18 protein-coding genes and 1 pseudogene are annotated in these 24,710 nt (G+C 46.6%); 12 read left to right on the top strand and 7 right to left on the bottom strand.

The genetic code is table 11. The features are described from left to right. Window positions 1-275: 275 nt before the first annotated feature. Window positions 276-1,379 (top strand): glycerol dehydrogenase, encoded by a 1,104-nt coding sequence (locus tag MHH48_RS17180; protein ID WP_076323624.1) that lies wholly within the window; start codon window positions 276-278, stop codon window positions 1,377-1,379. A 303-nt stretch (window positions 1,380-1,682) separates the two neighbouring features. On the opposite strand, the gene MHH48_RS17185 is transcribed toward MHH48_RS17180, so the two are convergent. Continuing rightward, on the bottom strand, window positions 1,683-2,522 hold the full coding sequence (locus MHH48_RS17185) for an AraC family transcriptional regulator (protein WP_256720628.1): 840 nt from the start codon (window positions 2,520-2,522) through the stop codon (window positions 1,683-1,685). Between the two features lie 120 nt (window positions 2,523-2,642). Here MHH48_RS17185 and MHH48_RS17190 point away from each other — a divergent pair, with 120 nt between their 5' ends. The 3 genes from MHH48_RS17190 to MHH48_RS17200 are packed head-to-tail and all read left to right on the top strand — an operon-like array spanning window position 2,643 to window position 8,319. After that, a complete protein-coding gene (locus MHH48_RS17190; protein ID WP_076323464.1) occupies window positions 2,643-4,895 on the top strand; it encodes an FAD-dependent oxidoreductase in 2,253 nt (750 codons plus the stop codon). 56 nt (window positions 4,896-4,951) lie between these two features. Beyond that, entirely contained in the window at window positions 4,952-6,496 is a 1,545-nt protein-coding gene (locus MHH48_RS17195; RefSeq protein WP_076323465.1) for a response regulator, read from the top strand. Window positions 6,497-6,537: 41 nt separating this feature from the next. Then, the gene (locus MHH48_RS17200; RefSeq protein ID WP_076323466.1) at window positions 6,538-8,319 is read left to right on the top strand and encodes a sensor histidine kinase; all 1,782 of its coding nucleotides are present in this window, start codon (window positions 6,538-6,540) and stop codon (window positions 8,317-8,319) included. Window positions 8,320-8,478: 159 nt separating this feature from the next. Here MHH48_RS17200 and MHH48_RS17205 read toward each other — a convergent pair. After that, window positions 8,479-8,669: pseudogene (locus MHH48_RS17205) on the bottom strand (right-handed parallel beta-helix repeat-containing protein); the annotation flags it as partial. Between the two features lie 237 nt (window positions 8,670-8,906). On the opposite strand from MHH48_RS17205, the gene MHH48_RS17210 reads away from it, so the two are divergent. The 3 genes from MHH48_RS17210 to MHH48_RS17220 are packed head-to-tail and all read left to right on the top strand — an operon-like array spanning window position 8,907 to window position 12,300. Continuing rightward, on the top strand, window positions 8,907-9,875 hold the full coding sequence (locus tag MHH48_RS17210; RefSeq protein ID WP_076323467.1) for an ABC transporter permease subunit: 969 nt from the start codon (window positions 8,907-8,909) through the stop codon (window positions 9,873-9,875). Continuing rightward, window positions 9,869-10,729, top strand: coding sequence for a carbohydrate ABC transporter permease (locus MHH48_RS17215; RefSeq protein WP_076323468.1), 861 nt, complete (start codon window positions 9,869-9,871; stop codon window positions 10,727-10,729). Before MHH48_RS17210 ends, MHH48_RS17215 begins: the two co-directional genes overlap by 7 nt. 32 nt (window positions 10,730-10,761) lie before the next feature. Continuing rightward, complete coding sequence (locus MHH48_RS17220; protein ID WP_076323469.1) at window positions 10,762-12,300, top strand: extracellular solute-binding protein; 1,539 nt, start codon at window positions 10,762-10,764, stop codon at window positions 12,298-12,300. Between the two features lie 50 nt (window positions 12,301-12,350). Here MHH48_RS17220 and MHH48_RS17225 read toward each other — a convergent pair whose 3' ends face one another. Then, complete coding sequence (locus MHH48_RS17225) at window positions 12,351-13,148, bottom strand: helix-turn-helix domain-containing protein (RefSeq protein WP_076323470.1); 798 nt, start codon at window positions 13,146-13,148, stop codon at window positions 12,351-12,353. 120 nt (window positions 13,149-13,268) lie between these two features. Between MHH48_RS17225 and MHH48_RS17230 the strand changes: the two genes are divergently transcribed. Further along, a complete protein-coding gene (locus MHH48_RS17230) occupies window positions 13,269-14,084 on the top strand; it encodes a phytanoyl-CoA dioxygenase family protein (RefSeq protein ID WP_076323471.1) in 816 nt (271 codons plus the stop codon). A gap of 332 nt (window positions 14,085-14,416) precedes the next feature. Then, window positions 14,417-15,502, top strand: coding sequence for a tyrosine recombinase XerS (gene xerS, locus MHH48_RS17235; protein ID WP_083659709.1), 1,086 nt, complete (start codon window positions 14,417-14,419; stop codon window positions 15,500-15,502). A 1,077-nt stretch (window positions 15,503-16,579) separates the two neighbouring features. On the opposite strand, the gene MHH48_RS17240 is transcribed toward xerS, so the two are convergent. Next, window positions 16,580-17,041, bottom strand: a complete 462-nt coding sequence (locus MHH48_RS17240; protein WP_076323473.1) for a GNAT family N-acetyltransferase — start codon at window positions 17,039-17,041, stop codon at window positions 16,580-16,582. Window positions 17,042-17,367: 326 nt separating this feature from the next. Next, window positions 17,368-18,306, bottom strand: coding sequence for a cysteine synthase A (cysK, locus tag MHH48_RS17245; protein ID WP_076323474.1), 939 nt, complete (start codon window positions 18,304-18,306; stop codon window positions 17,368-17,370). Between the two features lie 873 nt (window positions 18,307-19,179). Between cysK and MHH48_RS17250 the strand changes: the two genes are divergently transcribed. Next, the gene (locus tag MHH48_RS17250) at window positions 19,180-19,362 is read left to right on the top strand and encodes a hypothetical protein (protein WP_015735329.1); all 183 of its coding nucleotides are present in this window, start codon (window positions 19,180-19,182) and stop codon (window positions 19,360-19,362) included. A 435-nt stretch (window positions 19,363-19,797) separates the two neighbouring features. Further along, a complete protein-coding gene (locus MHH48_RS17255; protein WP_076323475.1) occupies window positions 19,798-20,676 on the top strand; it encodes an AraC family transcriptional regulator in 879 nt (292 codons plus the stop codon). Window positions 20,677-20,772: 96 nt separating this feature from the next. Here the strand turns inward: MHH48_RS17255 and MHH48_RS17260 are convergent, their stop codons facing one another. Both MHH48_RS17260 and MHH48_RS17265 read right to left on the bottom strand, forming a co-directional pair. Continuing rightward, window positions 20,773-21,744 (bottom strand): alpha-L-fucosidase, encoded by a 972-nt coding sequence (locus MHH48_RS17260; RefSeq protein ID WP_015735330.1) that lies wholly within the window; start codon window positions 21,742-21,744, stop codon window positions 20,773-20,775. Between the two features lie 372 nt (window positions 21,745-22,116). Then, window positions 22,117-23,004, bottom strand: coding sequence for a LysR family transcriptional regulator (locus MHH48_RS17265; RefSeq protein WP_076323476.1), 888 nt, complete (start codon window positions 23,002-23,004; stop codon window positions 22,117-22,119). A gap of 116 nt (window positions 23,005-23,120) precedes the next feature. On the opposite strand from MHH48_RS17265, the gene MHH48_RS17270 reads away from it, so the two are divergent. Beyond that, window positions 23,121-24,515, top strand: coding sequence for an MFS transporter (locus tag MHH48_RS17270; protein ID WP_076323477.1), 1,395 nt, complete (start codon window positions 23,121-23,123; stop codon window positions 24,513-24,515). Window positions 24,516-24,710: the final 195 nt, after the last annotated feature.

The following is a 24,710-nucleotide window of genomic DNA, read 5'->3' on the forward strand; positions in this document are numbered from 1 at the left end:
TAATCATGATGATTATATGAGTCAAACAACTCAATATATTCCAATATTATGTAAAACGTGCTTTGTCCCGATGATACCTGGATAAAAAGCAGCTTTTATGGTGGCATTATCCCCTCAAAGTAGACACTCGAAAAAACTCATGTTTTCATGAGAAGCGAGCGAACTTGGAGGGGATCTTTTTATGGCTAAAAAAGGGACAGGTTTTTCAATCGTATAAAAATCTCATTATCATTAGATAATAGCAAGGATATTGAAATCCATTGGAGCGTGATATTTTGGGAAAATATGTGAAATCAATTACATCGCCAAAGAGATTTATCGTGGGGCACTATTTACTGAAGGAATTAGCTACCTATACTGGTACTTATGGTGACCATGCGTATGTTATTTGCGATGAATTTATTTTGGATCGTGCGCGTAGGGAAGCCGGTAAATCTTTTGAAGAGGCCGGACATCAAAGCGAATTTGTAAAATTCAACTATCAAATCACTCAAGATGAAATCGACAGACACCGCCAAGCGGTACAAAAATCAGGTGCCAATATCATAGTCGGTATTGGCGGCGGGAAAACATTGGATACAGCTAAGGCTACCGCATATTACACACATCTGCCTGTTGCGATTTTCCCGACAATTGCTTCAACAGATGCGCCGTGTACTGCACTTTCCGTCATTTACAATGCAGACGGTTCATTTGACCGTTACCTGTTTCTGCCGACAAATCCTGACATCGTGCTGGCAGATCCCAATATTCTGGTAAGCGCACCGACACGGTTTTTTGTGGCGGGGATAGGGGATGCTCTTGCGACTTATTTTGAAGCGCGAGCATGTTATCAGAAAAATGGAGATAATTTAGTGAATTTAAAGCCATCCCTAGCCGGCTTAGGTATTGCAAAAATGTGCTATGACACCATTCTAGAATATGGCCTGCAGGCTAAAATCGCCGTGGATCAGAACGTCTCGACCCCTGCCGTTGAAAAAACAATTGAAGCCACGATTTATTTAAGCGGTGTTGGCGCTGAATCCGGCGGCTTGGCCGCTGCCCACGCAATCCATAATGGAATGACGGCCGTTCCATCGCTGCATCATGCGCAGCATGGCGAAAAAGTGGTCTTTGGTTTATTAACGCAGCTTGTTCTCGAAAGTGCCCCACGAGAGGAAATCGAAACGGTTATCCGTTTTATCAAGGAAGTAGGGCTGCCGCTAACCTTAAAAGACCTGGGTCTGGATGAATTCATAGAGGAGGAATGGCGAAAAGTAGCAGAAGATGCGTGTGCCGAAGGAGACACGATGGGCAATATGCCGCACCCGGTAACGCCTGAAGATGTGTACCAGGCCATCATTGCTGCAAATGCATTGGCAGAACATTATTATAACTAACAAGGCAGGAAATCAGAGACAGTAAGCTAAAATCATAACAGCCAGTCAGCCGGAATGAATCGGATGACTGGCTGTTTTATATTTACAATGTAAACTATGAGTATTAGGAAATGAGCCTTTTTTTTCTCTGAGTTGTTAACTTTATATATTAGAGTACAAGAAAGGTGGAGAGCCAAGTAGAGTCTACAGAATTGGATGGAGTTGATGTCGGGTGACAAAAACATAGTAACATTAGAAGCCGCTGATTATGCGGCTTTTTATTTTATGTTATCAAGTTCTGTATAGAGGGGATTGTGGCAGGCATTAGACCCGGTTCGTTTTCCGGTAAGCGGAAGGACTGACTTTCATCAGCTTCGTGAACACGCGGCTGAGGTAGAAGCCATTGTTGAAGCCGCAAGCTAATGCGATCTGCTCTAAATTCAGATGGGTATCGACGAGCAAGGACTTTGCTTGCTCCAGCCTAATATGGCTTAAATAGCGCGAAGGAGTCATCCCCACGCTTCGTGTGAATCTGCGGGTAAGCTGAACAGGACTGATGCCCAGCTCGTCCGCAAGCACCAGCATGCTCATGTCCTTATAGGCGTTCTGCTGGATATAGAGCCGTGCCTGTTCCATCAGAGGATCGGCAGGTTCTTTGTCTTCGCCAACCACGCCGGCCGCTATCGACTGCAAACAAAACAGCCAAATATCGTTCAGCGCATGGTTTTGCCAATAGCTTCGCTGATCGATCTCCGCGGCAGCTTCGTCCTGCCTCTTGAAATATCTCAAATTATCGGCAAACCTCTCCTTATGCGTGACGGCGGGCTTGTAGGCAGAAGCCGCCAAACGAAGGTGGACGTTTTGCTCTGCCTCTTGCCCTGCAACCGCCTCTCCCGAAATAGAGCCTAACGAAAATCCGATGAAATGAAAGGACGGCGCATGGATAACGTCGCGATGAAAATCGACGCCCGGCGGGCAAACGATGACGTCGCCCATCTGCGCCATTCCCTCGATATCGCCGATCCCATAACGGAAGCTGCCGCCCTCCACCGCAAATAGAACCCAATGTCCGTAGGTGTCCACGCTGTATTGAAATTTCTTCTTATGATTCCAAAAGACATGATGCATTAGACTGGGATATAGGATGGAGCTTCGATTCGACATCGTCACCGCAATCAGCCTCCAGAATGAAATAAAGTATATGCCAATATGATAGCGCAGTGCATGTTAAATAACGACCCCCTCGATTAAGATGATAGTAATTCTAGATTAGGGGGGATACGATTGAAGTTTGAATTAGTAAAATCCGACATTACCGTTATTGGCGGAGGCTTGGCCGGCGTATGCGCTGCCGTTGCAGCCGCACGTCTCGGCCAAACCGTGTCGCTCGTGAACAACAGACCCGTACTCGGAGGCAATTCTAGCAGCGAGGTACGGGTGTGGGTATGCGGCGCTACGGCGCATGGCACGCAGCGTTATGCGAGAGAAACCGGCATCATGGGAGAAATGTTCGTCGAGAATCAATTCCGGAACCCGGATGGAAATCCTTATTTATGGGATCTCGTAGTACTCGAGACAGTCCGAGCAGAGCCGAACATTGCCTTGTTTCTCAATACGGATGTGCACGAGGTCGAAGCGGAAGGCGCGGAGGAGGAGCGCATCATTAAGTCGGTCACGGGCTGGATGATGGGCTCCGAGCGGAAAATCCGGTTTGAAAGCGATATGTACATAGATTGTACAGGGGATGGCCTTGCGGGTTTTCTGGCAGGCGCTAAATACCGGATCGGCCGCGAGGCAGCAAAGGAATACAACGAGGACTGGGCGCCGGAGACGGCGGACGATATTACGCTTGGCAGCACGCTCCTGTTCTATACGAAGGAGGCAGATCGGCCGGTCAAGTACATTCCGCCGAGCTTTGCGAAGGACATTACCCAAACGGCGATCCCGATGAAGCGGGTCATTCGCAGCGGCGACTCAGGCTGCCACTATTGGTGGATCGAATGGGGCGGCGAGCTGGATACGGTGCATGATAATGAACGAATACGCGATGAGCTCTGGTCGGTCATTTACGGGGTATGGGATTATATCAAAAACTCAGGCAATTTCGATGCCGATCGCATGACGCTGGAATGGGTCGGATCGATCCCTGGCAAACGGGAGTACCGCCGATTCACAGGAGATTATATGTTGAACCAAAACGATATTATCGCGCAGGAGCCCTTCACCGATCGCATCGCCTTCGGAGGCTGGTCTATAGATCTTCATCCGCCGCAAGGCATGTATTCGACGGAAAGCGGTTCGAAGCATTTATTTTCGGACGGCATCTATCATATTCCATTTCGGTGTCTGTACTCCAGCAACGTCAGCAATCTGATGTTCGCAGGCCGCGATATCAGTGCAACTCACGTCGCATTCGGCACGACGAGGGTAATGGCAACCTGTGCCGTCATCGGCGAAGCAGCGGGTAGCGGCGCAGCACTGTGCGTGCAGAAAGGGATATCGCCGCGTGCGCTGCACCGTGACCATATGAACGACCTGCAACAGACGATGCTCCGGCAGGATGCGTCGATTATCGGGATTGCGGCAGACGATCCTTACGATCACGCCAAGTCGGCCCGTATTACGGCATCCAGCACAATGACCAAAGTTTCGCTGACGGACTCAACCTATACGCACCCGTTGGACAAAGAACTGGGTATCCTGTTTCCAGTGAATCCCTCGCTTGAATCAGTGGCACTGCTGATCGATGCGGTAAAGGCTGCTACTCTTGAAGTGGAGCTGTGGCATACTGATAAAGGTGAAAACTACGTGCCAAAGCAGATGGTGGCTGAAGCATCGGTGTCAGTAGCCGAAGGTACCGGGCAGTGGGTTAAGCTGGACCTAGTTTGGCAGCCCAATACAGCCTGCAATGCATTCCTTATTATTAAGGCGAACGAAGCGATTCAGCTTCACGGATCGGATCGTCCGATGACCGGCGTGCTGTGCTTTGAGAAGGGGCCAAAGCCGATCGTCTCTACTCTTTTAGAGGATCGTCAGCCGGATCAGCCGGTCGTACAGTGGAGCATGCGCCGTTGGAACCGCAAGCCGCTATGTCTGCAGGTTACGCCAAATACGGAAGCGTACGCTGCCGCAGCGGTGACGGACGGGTATATTCGGCCGTTCGCCGGTCCGCATTTGTGGATGTCCGAGCCGATGTCTCCAGGCAATCCGGAATGGCTGCAGCTGGAGTGGGCTGAAATGCAATCGATCGCCGAGGTCCACGTCACCTTTAACGACGACGTTAATGAAGACTTAATAAATTTGCACCATCATCGCACCGCTTTCGAAGCGATTCCCGAGCTCGTCCGAGCTTATCGGATAGAGGCGCTCATCGGTGAGGAATGGGTCACGCTGGCTGAAGAGAAGCACAACCATAAGCGCAAAAAAGTGCATAAGCTCAGCCGTTCCATCACGTCACATACGATTAGACTATGGATCGACGAAACGAACGGAGGACCACGCGCGGAGGTTGCCGAAATAAGAGTCTATGCTCTATAATGGAATAAAATAAATGACAGCGCTTTCATTTTATGGGCATTAAGGGAGAGGATATCATGGCCATAGAGCCGCTTGGCGTATTGATCGTCGAAGATGAAATTCCTCTGCGGCAAGAGCTTCGGATATTTCCATGGGAGGCATGCGGAGCCGAATGGATAGGGGAAGCGAGCAACGGCTCGGAAGCGATGCAGCTATGTGCTGAACGCACGCCAGATGTCGTGATAACGGATATTACGATGCCGGTTATGGACGGCATTGCTCTCATTCGGGAACTCCGGAAGCGGCACCCGAGCGTACAGATCATATTGTTAACCTGTCACAGCGATTTTCATTACGTACAAGAAGCGCTCCGTCTTGGAGCGCTTGAATATATTTTGAAGGTGTCACTAGAGGAAGAAGAGCTTAAGCAGGCGATGGACAAAGCGAGAGCTGCGGTCGTCAAGGAGCGCATGGTGCAGGAGCATGCGAGAAGGGAACAGAGGCAGCTGCAAGCCGCCTTATTCGGCAAGCTGCTTCACGGGCAAGAGCCAGCCGGCTCCGATTGGCAGCTGATGACGCTAAGTGTAGATCGTCCGATTCGACTGGTACGGCTTATGCTAGACATTCCTCCATTAGCCTATCTAGCTGTGAAGGAAACGGTTCAGCAGAGGCTGACCGAGCAGGAAAAAAGGGATTCAAACTGGCTGACTTGGCTGACGGTAAGGGAGCGGGAATATTTTGTTCTGCTTGAAGGCAGAACTCCTCCCAATGCTGTTCTTGAGTCACTCCGCACGGTTGTTCAACATTTGACGGAGCTGTTGAATCGGGAAGAGACCAAGCAGGAGCGGTGGGCGACAGCATATGCCCTTTTTAGCAAACCGGTCACATCGAAGGAAGAAGTTGCATCAGCGCTCGCCTATTCGAACGAGTGGAAAGATGCGCTGTTTTACGACCGATGTCCCGAGGAAAGCGCTGTGTACGCTCAGCATTCGTTGCCTCTATCGGATCTGACGGAAAAGAAAACGAAGGAATTAAACGAGCTGCTGAGAAAAGCATCATTGTCTCCTGCGAGCTTGAAGGAATACTTGCTTGGCGAGTTCAGAGACTGGTGCATCGCAGAGCGAGTGAAGCCAAGTCAACTAAAGGAGCGGATACTCAATTGGCAGGTTAATTGGCACAGGCAGCAAGAGGGCGATGAGCTGAGCGCAGCCCGTATGGGGCTATTAATGGACGCAGGAACGTTAGCTGAGATGATCGTCAATATTGTTCAGGATATGGAAGCTGCCGAGCTTGGGAAGTCGCGTTCGCGCTTTGAGATCCGCTTGGCCGTGCAATGGATCAAAGACCATCTCAAGGAGCCGATCTCGCTGCCCGTTATTGCGGAGCAGGTAGGGCTGAGCCCACATTATATCAGCAAATTGTTTCGCGAGGAAACGGGGAGTACGGTCAATCAGTATATTACCCGTCTTCGTATGGAGAAGGCGATTGAGCTTCTTAGGCATTCGAATAAGAAGGTATATGAGGTCGCGGAAGAGGTCGGCATTCCGAGCTACCGCTATTTTACCGTTACGTTTCGAAATTGGACCGGGGTATCGCCGACGGACTATAAACGGAATGGCTGAAAGCACGGAAGAGTGAGAACGAGCGCGAAGGAAGAGTGGAAATGACGAAACTGTTTCATTGGTATGCCAGCCTTGGTCTCGCTTCCAAGCAGTTTATTTATTTGTTCATCGTGACGCTGCTGCTCGTTCAAGTGCTTGCATGGCGCAACCTCCACGAGGCGGAGAATCTGCTTCAGAATCAAGTCATTCGCGATGCAGTGCTGCTCGTCAGCCGTACGAATCAATATATCGATGCAAGTTTGGACAATGTGGAAAATATGCTGCTACTACTCTCGACCCGCGCCGATTTGCTGGAGGAAGGGAATGAGGAAGCAGCCGTCGAGACGCTTCGCAAGTTCGCGGGGATTAACAACTCCATTGCCAGAACGTTGTACATGATACGAGCAGACGGCCAAGTATTTGCAAGCTCGCAGGTCGCTTATGACATCATCGGCAATCCGAAGCTGAATCAGCTCTATGAGCTGGCGCTTATTAACTACGGGGCTATTAACGTGAGCGAACCTTATGATTCGCCAATGTCGGGGCGAACGCTTGCTTACGTATTGCCTATTGCGGATGCAGGCAATAAGGTGAAGGGTGTCGTGGTCGTAGAACTTAATCTCGATTTGCTCACGGAGCGTATTGCGCCGATGATCTATCAATCTTATATACTGTTCACGAAGGAAGGCAACGTCATTAATCGGCTGGATTCCCGTGATAAGCTGCTCCCCTTTCAAGCGTCCTCGTATCCGCCGAAGCTGGAGGAGAGCTTTCGCGGGCAGCTCGCCTTGCTCAAAGTCGGAGTCAGCGGCATAGAAGGGGATTCCTTGAATCCGCTCGTTGCCGTGAAGTCGACCAAAAACCGTCTAGGCTGGTCGCTTGCGGCGTTCATCGAAGAGGATTATTTCTATCAGGACCTGCAGAAGCTGAACAATAACTACCGGACCGCGAGTATCGTATGGATCATTATGCTACTGATCAGCGCGTATGTGCTCAGCCGATCGTTCACGCTTCCGATTCGCCGATTTGTCGAGAAGATGGACCGTCTTAACAACTTTCAGGTCGTGGCGAAGCTGCCTGTCACGAGAATGGACGAAATCGGCAGGCTAACGCAGAGCTACAACGCCATGCTCGAGAGGATTCAGAGCCTGCTCCAGAAGACGAAAAATGCGGAGGAGCAGAAGAAGGAATACGAGCTGAAGATGCTGCGAAGCCAAATTGCGCCCCATTTTCTGTATAATACCCTTGCCTGCATAAGCAGCTTGGCAAAGCAGCAGCGGATCGACGAGCTGCGCGATACGATTCGTTCGCTGGTCAAGCTGTTAAGCTTCAGCTTCGACAAGCAATCGGAATACGTATCGCTTGAGGAGGAGCTGGAAGGGCTGCGAATGTACATGCATATTCAGCAGGTACGCTATGGGGAACAATATCAGTTTATGATTGATATCAATCCTGACCTTCTGCAGTATCGCATACTTAAGCTTACGCTGCAGCCACTCGTAGAAAATGCACTCTTCCATGGACTAACGCCGAATCACGGCGGGCTTATCGTCGTGAAAGGCGGGCTGAGGAAGGGGATTCTGAGACTCTATGTGCGCGATAACGGGATAGGCATCAAACGGGAGAAGCGCAGCAGGCTGCTGTTGGAAAATCAGGACGGTGGGCAGCGCTCCATGTACCGGTTTACTGGCATCGGGCTGCGGAACGTGCATGAGCGGATTCGGATCCATCACGGCGAGACGTACGGCTTGCGGATCGGAAGCGCGGAGGGGGCAGGAACTGTTGTCCGCGTCGATATGCCCATCCTGACGGAAAGCGACGAACGATTAGGTGTTTGGCGTTAACCAAAAACGATACCAAGGCTGTCACGTGGTTTCTTCAGACCATTCGTGACAGCCTTTACTCATTAATCGTTGATAGATTCGTTTACCGCGTGGCGACATTTGTCCCTGAGCAGATCAAGTCGCCGTCGGCCGCAAGCTTTCAGGAAATTGCTGAGATTCGGCGTGACCGTTGTTCCAGGACGTATTATTCGTCATGACGATCGAGCCCTGATTGCTGTTGTAAGTGAAACCGTGCTTCTTGTTCTTGAACGCGATGCTGTTCTCGGCGATATGGTTGACGGCGATTTTCTCGCCGCAAAGCTTGCCGTTGCCGCCGCTTTCGTCGCGGACGTGCCATCGGACGGTTGGCCGAACGGAAAGCTTCACCTCCTCATGCCTCGAATTATAAAAACCGGAAGCGATTACAACAATAATCATCAACTCATATCAATTTCAAAATATGGATATTGATGCAGATGGATCCATATTCGAGGCTAATGATTATGAAGGAAATGCGTACATTTTTTACGTTTTTGTGTATATCGAGAAGATGTCAGGACCTTTATACTTGCCTTATTGGAAGCGCATTCAAACTATGGAGGGATACGATGGAAGCCAATCAAAGCCTAACGCCAGCCCCTCGGATACGGCCTTCTCCGCGGACAAAGCTGCTCATGATTTTAAAATTGGCATGGCGGTTTAAAGCCTTTTACGTCATGCTGCTGCCCGGCATTATTTATTTTGTCATATTTCGGTACTTCCCGATGTACGGAGTCATTATCGCCTTCAAAGATTTTGCGATCCTGGACGGCATAACGGGCAGCTCGTGGGTCGATCCGTGGTATAAGCATTTTCAGAGCTTTTACGAGTCGCCTTACTTCAGCCAGCTGCTGACCAATACGCTGTTGATCAGCCTCTACAAGCTGTTATGGGGGACGCTGCCGCCGATCATGCTGGCCGTACTGCTGAACGAATGCCGCGTTCGCTGGCTGAAGTCGATCGTACAAACGCTGACTTACATGCCGCACTTCTTGTCTTGGGTCATTATTTTCGGTATTCTTTTGACGCTCTTCTCCCAGAACGGCGGTCTCATAAACCGCTGGATTGTAGAAGCGGGGGGAAGCTCGATCCCGTTTCTGACCTCGACGGAATATTTCCGCAGCATACTGGTCGGATCGGAGGTATGGCAAAATCTCGGCTGGGGAGCGATTATCTATTTAGCCGCGATGGCAGGCATCGATCCGACCCTCTACGAAGCGGCGAAGGTGGACGGTGCGAGCCGAATGCGAATGATCTGGCATATTACGCTTCCTGGCATTAGAAGCATTATCGTCCTGCTGTTCGTTCTGAAGCTTGGTCATCTGCTTGACGCAGGCTTTGATCAAATTTACATTCTGTACAATATTCAGGTGTACCCGGTTGCGGACATCATCGACACATGGGTTTACCGAACCGGTCTGCAGCAGCTTAATTTCAGCTTGGCGTCGGCAGTCGGATTGTTCAAATCGGTCATCGGACTCATCCTTGTGCTTGGTGCTAACCGCGTGGCGAAGAAATGGGGTGAGGGCATATGGTAAGAGGCCTCGATGATAAAATTTTTAACACAATCATATACGTTATTCTCGGACTATGCGGACTTATCGCCATTCTGCCGATCCTTTATGTTGTATCCGTATCCATCACTCCGTTCGGAGAAGTGCTGCGTAACGGCGGATTCATATTGTTTCCGAAGGAAATTACGTTTTCCGCTTACCGCACGCTGCTGACGGAGTCCAATATTCCGAAGGCGTTCCAAATAACCGTTCTCATTACGGTGATCGGAACAGCGGTCAATCTCGTCTTGACGGGACTGATGGCGTACCCGCTCAGCCGTCGGAATTTGCCGGGAAGAAACTTTTTTCTGCTCATGATCGTGTTCACCTTGTTGTTCAGCGGAGGGCTTATTCCGACCTATCTGGTCGTTAAGTCGATGGGGCTGCTCGATTCTATCTGGGCGATGATTCTGCCAAATGCAGTCTGGAGCTTTAACGTTCTTATTATGAAAAGCTTTTTTGAAGGACTGCCGGAGGAGCTGTTCGAGTCGGCCCGAATGGATGGAGCCAAAGAGTTCCGCATCCTGCTGCAAATCGTTACGCCGCTTTCCCTTCCTGTATTGCTGACGGTTGGATTGTTTTACCTGGTCGGCCATTGGAACGAGTTTTTTCAAGCGATTTTTTATGTGACCGATCGCACACTCTATCCGCTTCAGGTCGTCGTCCGGGAAATTCTGATGCAAAGCCAGCAGCCGCTTGAGAACGCGGAAAATATGATGCCGACGCAGACGATGCAGATGGCATCCGTCATGATTGCGAGCTTGCCGGTCATCGTGATCTATCCGTTTCTTCAAAAGCATTTTACAAAAGGGATGCTGCTTGGTTCGATTAAAGGTTAACCGATGAAACCATTCAGAGAGGGGTTAAGATCATGAAGAAATTAGGGACTTTGCTAGTAGCCGTTTCATTAGCGGGGGCTTTGCTTACGGCATGTTCGGGGGGGAATGGCAATGATAACCCGGAAAATAATTCGGGCGCTACCGCCAAGCCCGGAGCGGAAACGACGGAGCAGCCTAGCGGCAAACCGGTTAAGCTCGACATTATCGAGACGGGGAACAATCTTCCATCGCCCGATAAAGACATGATTAAGCAGGAATTGGATAAGGCACTGAATATCGACCTGAACTTGACAGTGTATCCAGCAGCGGACGATTACAACAATCAACTAAACGTTCGGATGTCCTCGGGGAACTTTCCCGACCTGTTCATGGTCGACCGGCAGCAGCTAATTCAATTTTCCAAGCAAGGGCTGCTGCTTGATCTGACGCCGTATATGGATAAGCTGGAGCAAACGGTAGCGTTCATCGGGGAGGACAGCGTCAAGAAGGGGATGGTCGACGGGAAAGTATATGGCATCTCCAAATCTCCGCAAATCCCTTACAACACCTTATGGATCCGCAAGGATTGGCTCGACAAGCTGAAGCTGGAAGTGCCGACGACCGTGGAGCAGTTGGCTTCCGTAGCGGAAGCGTTCACTAAGAACGATCCGGATGGAAATGGCAAGCCGGACACCTTTGGTCTAACGGGCGGCAAGCTGAGCGCATTCTCGACCGTTTTCGGAGCCTTCGGCGTCGGAATGCCAGGCAACTTCTACGAGAAGGACGGCAAAGTCGTCAATGCGCTGCATGAACCGGCAATGAAGGATGCTTTGGTCTTTATTAAGGACATGATTGGATCAGGATCGGTTGATCCGGAGCTGCTCGCCAATAGCGGATTGCAGCATCAAGAGAAGGCGATCAAAGGGCAGGCGGGCATCGTCTATATTGATTGGCCGAACATGACGAAGGAGCAGTTCGTGGAACAAATCAAAACCGTTAATCCGAATGCGGAATGGCTGCAAATCGCCGCTCCTTCGGGTACAGGAGGACAATTCGACGGTTCATGGGATATCGGCGCGGCGCCTGGGAGATATGCCATTCCGAAAGCGCTTGAGAAAGACCCGGAGAAACTGCAGCGGGTGTTCGATCTGCTCAACTATATTTCGAATCCGGACGGAGGCTCGCTGCTCGTGCAGTTTGGGGTGAAGGATACGCACTTCACACTTGAGGACGGCAAGCCGAAGATGACGGACAAAGCGGGCGAGGTCGGCCATTCTTGGCTGTACCAATTCACCGGCAGACCGGAAATGGAGTATTTGCAAGCGAAGTTCGCCGGACAATCGGCTGCAATCGAATTCGCGAACGATCAACCCCGTATTGAAGCATTGAACGGATTTATCGATAATCCAGAGGGATATAACCCAGCCGATGCGAACCGGTACATGGAAGAGGAGATCGCGAAGTTTATTTACGATAAACGTCCATTGACCGAATATGATGACTTTATCAAGACGCTGGAAACGTCTATGAACTACAAAGCGTTAGTGGACAGCGCCATGGAACAGCTTAAGACGCTCGGTTACGGGAACTAAATAACGGGAACGAAAGGCCGACCTCATTCGATGCAGGTCGGCTTGTTCTATCATACGCTATGTGTTTTTCGGTACGACGAAGGATTGACGCCGCACAGTTTTTTGAAGCTTTTGCTTAAATGATGTTCGTCGGTAAATCCGCAATGCTCGGCGATTTGGGCAAGGGTAAGCGAAGAATATATAAGGAGTTGCTTCACCTTGTCCATTCTAAGATTAGTCGCGTAGGCGCTTGGCGTTATGCGGAGCTCGCGTGTAAACAGTCTTGTCAGTTGCACCTGGGTTAGACCAAGCTCCACAGCGATCGACTTCAACGATAGGCCGAATTCTGCTTGCTGCTGAAGCAGATGCAGGGCTCGCCCAAGGGTCGGATCCTCACTGAACAAGGTCATCGTATGCTGCTCGGATTGCTCGATCTGAAGCAAATAGAGCAGATCCCTGAGAAGATGTTTCTTGTACATATGACCAATCCCTGCATGCAAGTATTGGGCGTCGCGAAATTGAGAGAGGGTGGATTGGAAGCGTTTGTTGTTCAATAGCCGAAGCTTGCCGAAAGTCGGGAAATTCGCCGCACGCGGCGGCTCCTCTAGGGAATGGATCCATTGAAACCCCATGAGATGGAACGATAAACCGTCCGTTTGCCGGTAGAAGGTTAGATCGGGCGGGCATAATACGATGTCATCCTTGACCGCTCTTCCGCTTTGGCTGCCCATTCTGTAATTAAAAGCGCCTTCTTCGACGATGAACAACGCCCAATGATCATACGTATCATGCGTTTTCTGAAATTGAGGGGTATTCTTCACGTAGACATGGTAATGCAGATCGGGATCCAGAAATCGGCTGAACTCCATTGCATGACAACACCTTTTCATAGAATGAAATTATTTACAAGGGAAATCGATTTTTCTTACATTATAACATGATGGTTCGCCAAATATAATTAAATTAAATACAAGTAGGAGGTATAAAGGATGAAGACAGCCAATTTGGAAATACCGAAATTAATGGAGCAATTTCATGAACAGGGGTATTTGGTTATACCAGATATTTTGTCGCAGAAACAGGTGAGCCGGCTGAATGCCGCGATCGACGAAATTGTTTTGACGGAACCAGAAGCGCTTTCGCATAATATTTATAACAGCGTAGAACGCCATGCCGAGATCGCTGCATTAATCGATCAGCCTGCCATTCTTCCGTTAATCGTTAATTTGCTTGGCCACAACATTCAGCTTCACATCTCCCACCTCACGATCAGACAACCGAATCCAAGCGAAGCCCAAACGTCCACGCACAGCTTTATCGATTGGCATCAAGACGGTCCGCATCCGCAGTTTCCTGTCATTAACGGCTTGACGGCAACCTATTATATTAAAGTTTGCTATATTTTGAGCGATATGTCGGAGCCGGATCGCGGCAATACGAAAGTGATTCCGGGCAGTCACAAGCAGCCGTACAATCCGAATCACAAGGATGTGCGCCAGCAGCTTGACGGAGAGGTACAAGTGTGCGGAAAACCAGGTGACGTCTTCGTGTTCGCCCAAAACTTGTGGCATGCTGGCTCGCCGAATCGCTCCGCATTCACAAGAAGGCAGCTGTTCCTCGGCTACAGCCCGATCTGGATGCGTCCTATCGACTATCATTCGGCGTCTGTGAGCCTGCTGAAGGACGCCGATCCGATACGCCGCCAGCTGCTTGGGCAGATCAGCGACAACAAATTCAATTATTACGTTCCGGAGGATTCGATGGTGCCTCTCAAATCCATGCTGATCCATCCATCCTCGCAGTAGCTATCACTATCCATTCGAATGGGAAGAATGAACGAGGAGGCATTGGCGGAGGAGGAGATAATGTCACCGTTGTTATCAAGTTCTTGTCCCCGATGTCGAGGGACAAGAACATAGTCCCCATTGAAAGTCGCTATTTTAGCGACTTTTTTGTTTATCGGCACAAGTTCTTGTCCCGAGCCAAGGAACAGATTGATGAAAAGCAGCAATGATGGTTTTTGAGGCCAAAGATTCTAGTTAGGATCCTGAATACCACACGCAATAATTACGTAAAATAATAATTTGACGAATAATTATAAATAAGTTACTCTGGAAACAAGGGAGGTTGGCAATAAGTGGATAAAATTGCGAAGCTGCATTATATGAAACGCGTGGAAGCCAAGAGTGCTGAGCTCCCGTGGTACGTGACCGAATACATCGATGGCCGAAAACGCAAACTGTCGCATACGACGCTGCTGAACTACTGTCACGATTACCTCATCTTTTTTGATTGGCTTGTATCAGTTAAATCGAACATCCATGATCGCAAAAACATTGAAATGTCCGTACTCGAATCGCTGACCGTCCGTGAAGTCGAAAATTTTCTGTATTATTTGGAATATCAATTGGATAACAACAAATATACGATCAACCGGAAGTTGTCCGCATTAAAATCGCTGTTTGATTATCTTCAAAACAAGGCCGAAACTCCGGAGCTTAAGCCATATATTCAGCGTAATGTCATGGCCAAAATCGACTTTAATCCAATTAAGGAAAGCCAGGAAACGATCGCTTACCGAATTGAAGGCAAAATTTTGCGGGAAGACGATCTCGAGAAGTTCCGTCAGTTTGTGGCTCATGATTTTGGGGAACTCCATAAAACCAATAAACGTTTACAGCGCTTTCATGAATTTAACCGGGAACGGGATACGGCGATCGTTTCGCTAATTCTCGGCTCCGGACTGCGTTTATCCGAAGTAGCGGGAATTAACATCGAGGATTTGGATATGAACAAAGGCCAAGTGCGTGTGCTGCGTAAAGGCAATAAAGAGCAATATGTATACTTTAGCCAGCAAGCATTGTTGGACCTGGAGAGCTATTTGAAGATCCGTGAAGCTAGGTATAAACCGGAAAAATCGGAAAATTACCTGTTTATAGCAGCGCCGATCGGACGCAAAGGCCAAAGCCGGCGGTTGACGCCAAGGTCGATCGAAAAGCTGATTGAAAAATACGCTGCAGCGTTTGGTAAGCCGGCATTGACGGTGCATTCCTTGAGACACTCATTTGCAACACGTTATCATCGTGAGAACAACGACGTGCCGAAGTTGAAGAATCAGCTGGGACATTCGTCGATTCAGACAACGATGATTTACACGCATTTAACAGATGAAGAGATGAGAAAAGCCGTCAATAATATGGATAAGATGAAATTATACGATTGATGCAAAAATGGCCGTTGCACGGTCGTTTCTTTAACACTTTTACACAAAACTCGTATTTTGTACATATGTCAAAGAATCCGGAATCCGCCTTTTAATAAGTGCTTCTTTATGGATTGTGTCACAATTGGCGTGTTTGCTACGATCAATCGATTTATCACTCTCCTTCTCATTTAAACAAAAATTTAAACAAAAAAATAAAAAAGCCGCTGATAGCAGCTTTTTTATTATGGTTGAAGGCGAAGTAATCAAGTTCTTGTCAATTTCGGCAAAGTATATAAGTTCTTAGTCATGGAATTATGACAAGAACTTATATACTTAAAACAAAAAGACAGCAACTTATGCGGCTGCCTTCTCTTGTCTTCTATTGAACTAACGTTTCCCGTTAGTTCAATGAATGATTAACAACATGAAAACCACTCACTTTGTATCCGTCAAAATTAGCTTTAAAAGTAATTTGAACTATATCCGAGTAAGAATTTGTAGTAACTCGTCCCTCTAGTATGAACTCATGTTGAGGATAAGAGTTCGATTTCCTCAAAGGTAAGATATGCTGTCTATCGATGAGAAAGTTACTAGCATACTCTTTCCTAAGTACGTCCATGATCTTTGGACGAAGTTCAAAAATAAGAACTTCTTCCAAGCTCTTATGTTGAATGTCGACATTATTCATAGTTGGCGACTCATCGCTGTATGCATCAACACTATCCAATATTGTAAAGTTGATTACCCCTATGAGCCAAATCAAAATAATACATCTCCACCACATGAGAAATATCCTCCATTATTTTTGGCTATTTTGCCCATACAGTTATCAAACTATACTGCCCGTTAGTGTAACAAGGAAGAAATTGCTTTTGGGTTTTATGTTTTTGCGCTGATTTCTTATAACGTTCCAGCATTCACAAACCCTCACTGGCTTAAGCCCCAAAGGGGCAGCCGCGATGCGGTTAGCCAGTGCAGGGTTGTCGCCTGAATCCTCTTCTACAAAATCCCTCTGGACAGCTTGCTGGCCCGCCGCGTGAATGCACTGTTATCTGATGGCATGGCCTTCTCCGAACTACCTTCAAAATCATATTTTTATATTTCCTTCTCGAAGAACACGACATTCATGTCACCGAATTTCTTTTGGGTATACTCTCGATATCCATTCTTCTTGAAAAGTAATATTGCTGGCTCCTGATTAGTGGTTGTATCCAAAATAATTCTTCCAAATCCCTTTTGCTTGGCCGACTTCTCTAACGCAGTCAATATATCTTGACCATATCCTCGCCTTTGATAAGCACTATCTACTCTTATTCTCTTAACTTCTGCGGTCAAATAATCTCGTTTACGGTATGCGCCCATGCATACGATCATGCTATCATGTATTCCAACTAAGAAATCACCATCATTGTCAATATATGTTGTCAAAATGTTTTGCATATCCTTATCCATACACGGGTCACCGATGCTTGCATTGTGCTGTCTAAGTCCTTCAATGTGCAAATGCATTACTCGTTCATGATCGGTTTCTCGATATTTTCGAATTGCTAACTCCATCACTTCACCGCCCAAATTGGTTTTGCCATGCTTTCAGATAACGTTCTTGTATTCACGACGCCCCACCACCCTAAAGGAGCGAAGTGACTGGCCGCGATGCGGTTGGGTGGTGCGGGTGTGTCCGGCAGATTCCGCTTCCTTGCTACTGTAATTGCCTCCTTGAAACCTCTTCTAACTTCGGTACGGACCGAGGCAGCTTGTCTGCCGAAGCGTGAATACGGTGTTATATGATGGATCGGCCCACTTCCTCGAATTAAGACACGATGTCGACCCACATAAAAATATTAAGCAGCTACATTCTAACTGTAGCTGCTCTGTTCTATGGCTTATGCTTCTGGAAAGAGAGCATTTATTGAGAGATATCGCTCGCCTGTATCTGGAAGTAGTATAACAATTTTTTTATCTTTATTTTCTGGTCTTCTAGCAATTTGTAATGCAACAAATGCGGCAGCACCCGAGGAAATCCCTACCAGTAATCCTTCGCTTTTCGCTAACTGCCTTGTAGTTTCAAAGGCATCTTCATTTTTTACTTGAATAATCTCATCTACTACTGATCTATTAAAATTATCTGGTACGAATCCTGCTCCGATTCCTTGGATCTTATGTACTCCTTTGTTTCCTCCAGAGAGAACCGGCGAATCAAAGGGTTCAACTGCAATAATCCTTACTGTAGGCTTTCTTGCCTTTAGTACTTCTCCAACTCCAGAAATTGTTCCTCCTGTGCCAACACCACCGATGAATATATCAATGTCTCCATCTGTATCTCTCCAGATTTCTTCAGCAGTTGTTTTCTTATGTATTTCTGGGTTAGCTGGATTATTAAATTGCTGAGGTATATATGAATTAGGAATTGTAGCAGCTATCTCTTCGGCCTTCTTGATTGCACCGGACATGCCTTCCTGGGCAGGGGTTAGAATTAATTCTGCACCTAAAGCAGTTAAAAGCTTTCTACGTTCGACACTAAAACTCTCAGGAAGAGTAATCATTAATCTATATCCTAAAGCTGCTGCAGCAAAGGCAAGACCCACGCCAGTGTTCCCACTGGTAGGTTCTATTATTACTGAATCCTTATTTATATATCCTTTTTCTTCAGCGTCTTTAATCATAGCGAATCCAATTCTGTCTTTAACACTTCCAGCAGGATTAAAGTACTCCAATTTAGCAATGATTTTTCTCTCAAGTTGATGCTTCAGCGAAAAGTTGGTTAGCTCTAATAATGGGGTATTACCTATAAGATCTGTAAGGTTCTTTGCAATTCTAGACAAAGTTATCCCTCCGCCAATGTCAATTCCAACTGAATTAGTTGGCTTTATGTTTTTAACATAACACTTATGGAAAATAAATACAACAATAACTTCAGCCCCATGGACGGGGCGATTGATTAGCTTCCACAATGGTATTCTGGGCCGATCTTTCATATAACGTCTTATCTACGAACTTCGTAAATAATTCCATATGTAGAGTATTCGTGAATTTATTGAACTAAACTGCCCGTTAGCTTAATGAAAATGCATGGGAACATAGTTAGATACTTATCTAATCGGTAATCGGCTCATGTTCTTGTCCATTACGGCAATCGGTACAAGTTCTTGTCCTCGACTCGGGACAAGAACTTGTACCGATAAAACAAACAAAGCCGCTATTTTAGCGACTTTATATGGGACCATGTTTTTGTCCCTCGACATGTGATACGGTTCTCCAATCTGACTCAAACCGCCCCTCGTCGCTCATACGGCACTTCGTCAGTTTAACCATTTCCGTAAAATATGTATCCACGCGGCTGCTCATTTGATTCGTAATTTGTCGGCTCATTTCATTGTGTTGTCCTGAATCGTCAGCGTGGTCATGCGATACCAGTAAAATCCCACCCCTGTCAGTAGTATGCATAGAATGACAAACATAACGATAATCTTTTTGCTTATCGAAAAGGATCTCATGGTTCCACCCACTTGTCGGTTGTTCACAACCTCATTGTATTGGCTTCCCTGCCGGTTAGCAATAACTCTCGTGAACCATTTATTCGTTTTAGATTGTAGGGCTCCTATCGCGTTCTAAAATATTAAACATTTATTTGTCTATCGCATTACCGATCTTGCATGCATAAGCTAAGTATTATTAATAGAGGAGGTGAAGACGCTATGTCTAAGTTTCTTAGCTATCTCGGCGGAGTCATTGGTGGTTTCGGCCTAATTTACGTCCCAGTTTCGGAATTACTGTCAAGCCTGGAACCTGTACTTGACACAGTAGGCATCATATCTGTGATTGTGTTCTCCATCGCCTTAATCGTCAATGGTGTGCGTTCCTTGATAAGCAAAGCGTAACGGATTATCTCGCTACTAAGATAGAGATATATTGACATTTGGGAATAGGGTGCCCAGAGAATCTATGAAAACAGGGAGCAGCCTGCCGCGCGGCGTTCTGCTCCCTAGTTATTGCACTTTCGTTTCCCGATAGCTTATATATCGTGCATCACAACTTATGTCCATTACAGCAACATGACAGAATATTGTAAGTTCCACATAATTGGTAAATTACACCTATTGGGAGGGCTATTAGATGTACCAATTGTTCATATCAATCAATCGGTTAAGATTCATAATCATAGTCTCCTTTATACAATAATTAGGCTTCCAATTGCCTCATTAAAATCTTTAATTGGTGCAATGACTGACTATTGTATGGATGACCTTGATGATGCTGACAATGCGCCTTTATTATAGTACAATCTCTACATCCAATTTTGTAGGTGATTGATAATGCTAGTGCTTGAGCTGAAAGTGCCCCCATTCCCCCTGCTAGCCACGGTCGGCCATACCTTATGGCCGCCGGGAATTGTCCATGCAAGGCGTCAATTTGATGTTTTTGACATTATTATTTGCGTCAGTGGCACACTCTATATGGAGGAAAACGGCATTCAATATGAAATCAAAAAAGGCATGGTATTGGTGCTTGAGCCTGGAAAAATGCATCGCGGCTATCGCCCAACCGATACCAATACGGAGGTGTATTGGATTCATTTTGAATATCCGCTATTGTCGAAGCCTGTGCTAGTCGATAAAAACAATTGGCAGCAGCCTCTGCTGAACAGGACGGACCAGGATACCGAGGCTCCTCCAGGCATGGTGTACATCCCCAAATTTACCGGGATAGATTTGCGTACGGTCGTCCCCCTTCTGAAGGAAATGATAAAAGTGCACAGCATCCTTTCAGCATACCGCTCCTACGAGCTGCAAATTTTATTTGGCCGATTCCTCATTGAAATTCAAAGCAGCATGAAAAAAAGCAGCCCACAGGCCCGATCCCTTTTACTTGGGGAGAAAGTTGCCTCCTATTTGGCAGATTGCTTAGAAGATCCTTTTGATTCCGTACAGATGGAGAACGACCTGCATTACCACTTCGATTATTTGGCGCGCTGTCTGAAACAGTATTTGGGAATGAGTCCTCTGCAATACAGGCATCGTCTCCAGATCGAACGTGCTAAACAGCTACTAGCGAATTCAGAAATACCTTTAATCCAAGTCGGTGAACAATGCGGATTCCGTGACAACAATTATTTTACGCGCCTATTCAAACGCCAAACTTCGTTTACACCTGGAGAGTACCGGAAGCGGTATCAGGTATTTCGAGTGGATTAACACAAGAATAAACGTCCTCCCAATTGAAAAAAGCGCTGCTACCATTCAATGGTCAAGCGCTTTTTTAAGCTGTGTGCTTCGTTAATAATGATCAAGTTATTTTCTAATCAGCCAGTTTGCTGGAATACTTTGGAGTTCCACCGGATGACGATATCGTTTTCCGATTTCTTTAAAACGTTCTAACACATTCGCATCAAACAAGCCGCGCTGATCTGGAGCTCCATTTAATAAAAATGACACGTTATGGTTGTTCGCATCCTGTACTTTATCCAATACCCAATCAGTGGTTTTGAGTTCCATTTTCGTATCCGAAGCTCTCCAAAACCACGTTTCAGTTAAGATATTGCAGCTCGCACCAGGACCTACAAAGGATTCTTCAATTTCTTGCCCAGCAGCATTTTCATAAAAAACGATATCTGTATGATCCAAAGTCGATTCACAGCTAATATTCATCAATAAGCACTGAGGCTGCAAACTTTTCACGAGTTCATTAATTTCTTCAAACGGAAGGTCCTCATAATTAGGGCCTCCCCAATGGGCGTTCCATCCGTCAATGATCAAAAACGGAAGTTCGCCATAGTTTGTCAGCAATTCTTCGATTTGATTTTTAATGAACCGCTTATCTTCCGCTGTGCATTTTTTTCGACCGATTTGATGATGCAAGTCTAGCATAGAGAAATAAAGACCCGCATTAATACCTTCCTCCCTAAATGCATCAAGATATTCTTTGACGACATCTCTTTTGTCGGTTGCATTACGGATGCAATGCTCCGTATATCGGGTAGGCCACAAGCTGAATCCTTCATGATGCTTTGCTGTCAGTGCAGCGAATTTCATCCCCGCGGATCTAGCCGCTTTCGCCCATTGCGCACAGTCCAACTGCTCAGGATTCCAGAGTTTTGGATCAAATGGGAATCTGCGAGGTTCATCATGATTCTCATGCCCGTATTCCCAATCCTTAATTTCCGTTTCAGCAAACTGAAATGTAGCACTATTAAAGTGAATAAACATCCCAAGTCTCTGATTCACAAACCATAGTTGTCGTTGTACCAAATCATGATTATCCAAATGATAACCTCCTCTAATTGTCCGGTGAATACTCACCATCATATGATATCTACCACTTTAATGGATTATCATCCTTGATACATCAATCAAAAACGACATTTTACCATACAATTTCTACTTTTCTTTAGGATTTTAACGATTTATTTATTCTCGCGGCGAGGTAACGAACCCACTGAAACTCAGCAGTAATCAGATGCTTATCTAATCGAAAATCGGCCTATTATTTTGTCCTTTAAGGCAATCGGTACAAGTTCTTATACTTGGCACTGGACAAGAACTTGTACCGATACAACAAAAAAAGCCGCTAAAATAGCGACTTTCAATGGGACTATGTTTTTGTCGCCCAACATTCTCTGGGTTTAAGAAGGATAATTAATTTGTCTGTTTGGATATCGTCCCGAAATATTCCACAACTACCTCACGGAATTCGAGAGCAGCCCGCGAAATGTACCGACTCCTATGCCATAACAAAGCTATCTCCCGTACCAATTCATGATTCTCTACTTTGAGATATTTGATATGTTCCCCAGAATACCTTGCCGTACTTGGTATAAAGGCTATGCCAATTCCCGCTTCTACTAGAGAACTTAGCCTTGCAGGTTCGTCACCCTCATACACATATGTAGGTACAAATCCAACCGATTTGCATATAGAATCCACCAGATCACGAGTACCGTAGCCTCTTTTTACACCAACAAAACATTCATCCCTTAGCTCAGTCAAAGATATGCTGTTTCGGTTAGCAAGCCGATGCCCTGTGGGAACAGCTACAAGAATCGGGTCGATGAACATGATTTGACATTCAATGTCTTCCCCTTTTATAGGAGGTGAGGACAAGCAAAAATCAACCTCTCCTCTATGAAGAAGCGTAACCATTTCCTGCGTGGTGAGCATTTGCACATGAAATTGGATATCGGGACGCTTGTTCCGAAACTCTCGAAGGATCTGAGGCAATGTGCTTGCGGTGGTCACCGCCAATTCGAGTGTGCTATGTTCTTGGCTGGACACATCGCTAATCTCCTGCTTCCCCTGTTCCAATTCAAACAACGCCCTTTCAGCACGGCGATAGAATCTGCTTCCAAACTCATTCAATCGCAGTTTCCTCCCTATTCGATCGAATAACGGGACCCCCAAATCCTCCTCCAAGCGCCCAATCGTTTTGCTTAGTGACGATTGAGTGACATGCAGACTTCGTGCTGCTTCAGTCATATGTTCCAAACGAGCTACCTCGAGAAAATATTTCAGTTGAAGAAGTTCCATTTCACACTCTCCTTTCATTCCCTTGAGTCAATGAAATCATAACATAAAATGCATTGGAATAAATAAATGATTTCAAGTACGATGATGACACTAACATACAGATCGGAGGGATAAAAATGAGTATTCGCAATAGGTGGTTGATGATCTCCGTTGGACTAGGGATTCTATTGAACCCATTGAATTCTTCAATGGTTTCAGTTGCTATTCCAAGGCTACAAAATGTGTTCCATCTCGACTTTACAGTGGTATCCTGGATTATTTTTTCGTTCTACATTGCGAGTGCTATCGCTCAACCGATCATGGGAAAAGCCAGCGATTTATTCGGTCGGAGGAGGATATTTCTTAGCGGACTTGTTGTATCCTTCGTTGCATCATTATTAGCTCCACTATCGCTAAACTTTGGTTGGCTCATCGTGTTCCGCATTGTACAATCCATCGGAACAAGCATGATGGTTGCAGTTGGAATGGCCATTGTGCGAATTCATATTAGGGAGAAACAAGCAACTGCACTGTCAGTCTTGTCCATATTCCTATCCGGAGCGGCAGCGGTTGGCCCCTTCATTGGCGGGGTCATCATTCACTGGTGGAGCTGGCCTGCTATTTTTTTGGTTAATATTCCGTTCGTGGTGACAAGCTTTCTATTAGCTTGGAGGCATATTCCTAAGGATGATCCGTCTACGACATCCGTTGCTCGCAACATGTCCTTTCGCAAATGGTCTGATTTGATTGATGCGCCAGGAGTTCTGCTATTCACCGTGGGTCTGGTTGCTCTGCTCGTTGGAGTATTGTCCGCAAAATCATCTGGTCAAATTTCATTTAGTAACGTTATTGTCGGGCTGATTGGCTTCGTTGGACTGGGAGCTTTCGTGCGACATGAGTTAAAAGCGAAGGCCCCCTTTATTCCTTTACGCACATTCGCTAAATATCCTGCAATGACTTGGGTCAATGTCGAATTCATGGTCGTTAACTTGCTTTTTTACTCTCTCTTTTTCGGGCTTCCGTCCTACTTGCAAATCGTACGTCATGTCAGCGAGTTCCATACCGGGATGCTCATGCTAAGCTTAGGCTTGTGCTCGCTCGTTGCTTCTCCAATGGCAGGACGATGGATCGATAAATCAGGACATCGACCAGCATTGCTTATGTCCGGAATGCTGATGACATTTGGGTCCGTATGGATCGTGATCATGACACTGGATCAGACTTCACCGGTTATCAGTGTGTGTCTGGCTTTAGCTGCATTCGGCATTAGCAACGGGTTAAACAGTGTCGCTATGCAAGCGGCCTTATTCAAAAGTTCACCAAAAGAAATTATAGGTGTAGCATCTGGAATATTTAATACCTCAAGATACCTGGGAACCATTCTCTCTTCATTACTCATTAGCAGCGTAATGGGAGATAACTTCAGCTTCGAGGGATTTCGAGTACTTGGGATTATCCTCACGTTATTTGCATTGTCCTTGTTATTCGTTAATTTGCGTCACAAGGAGTCCGGGCAGTTGCATGAGTCCTAGTTATCTGACAGATGTAGCTTACCCTTCGTTACCTCAACAGAAAGCGGTAGCTGATCGTGAGAATCGGCTAAGCAGAATACTAATTAGATATATACCTAATCGTAAATGAGAACATGTTCTTGTCCATTTCGGCAATCGGTACAAGTTCTTGTCCTCAACAGTTAGTTTCAGTCCGATATTTCGCTTTTTTAATAC

Source organism: Paenibacillus sp. FSL F4-0100, from assembly GCF_037993005.1.
Lineage (GTDB): Bacteria > Bacillota > Bacilli > Paenibacillales > Paenibacillaceae > Paenibacillus_AQ.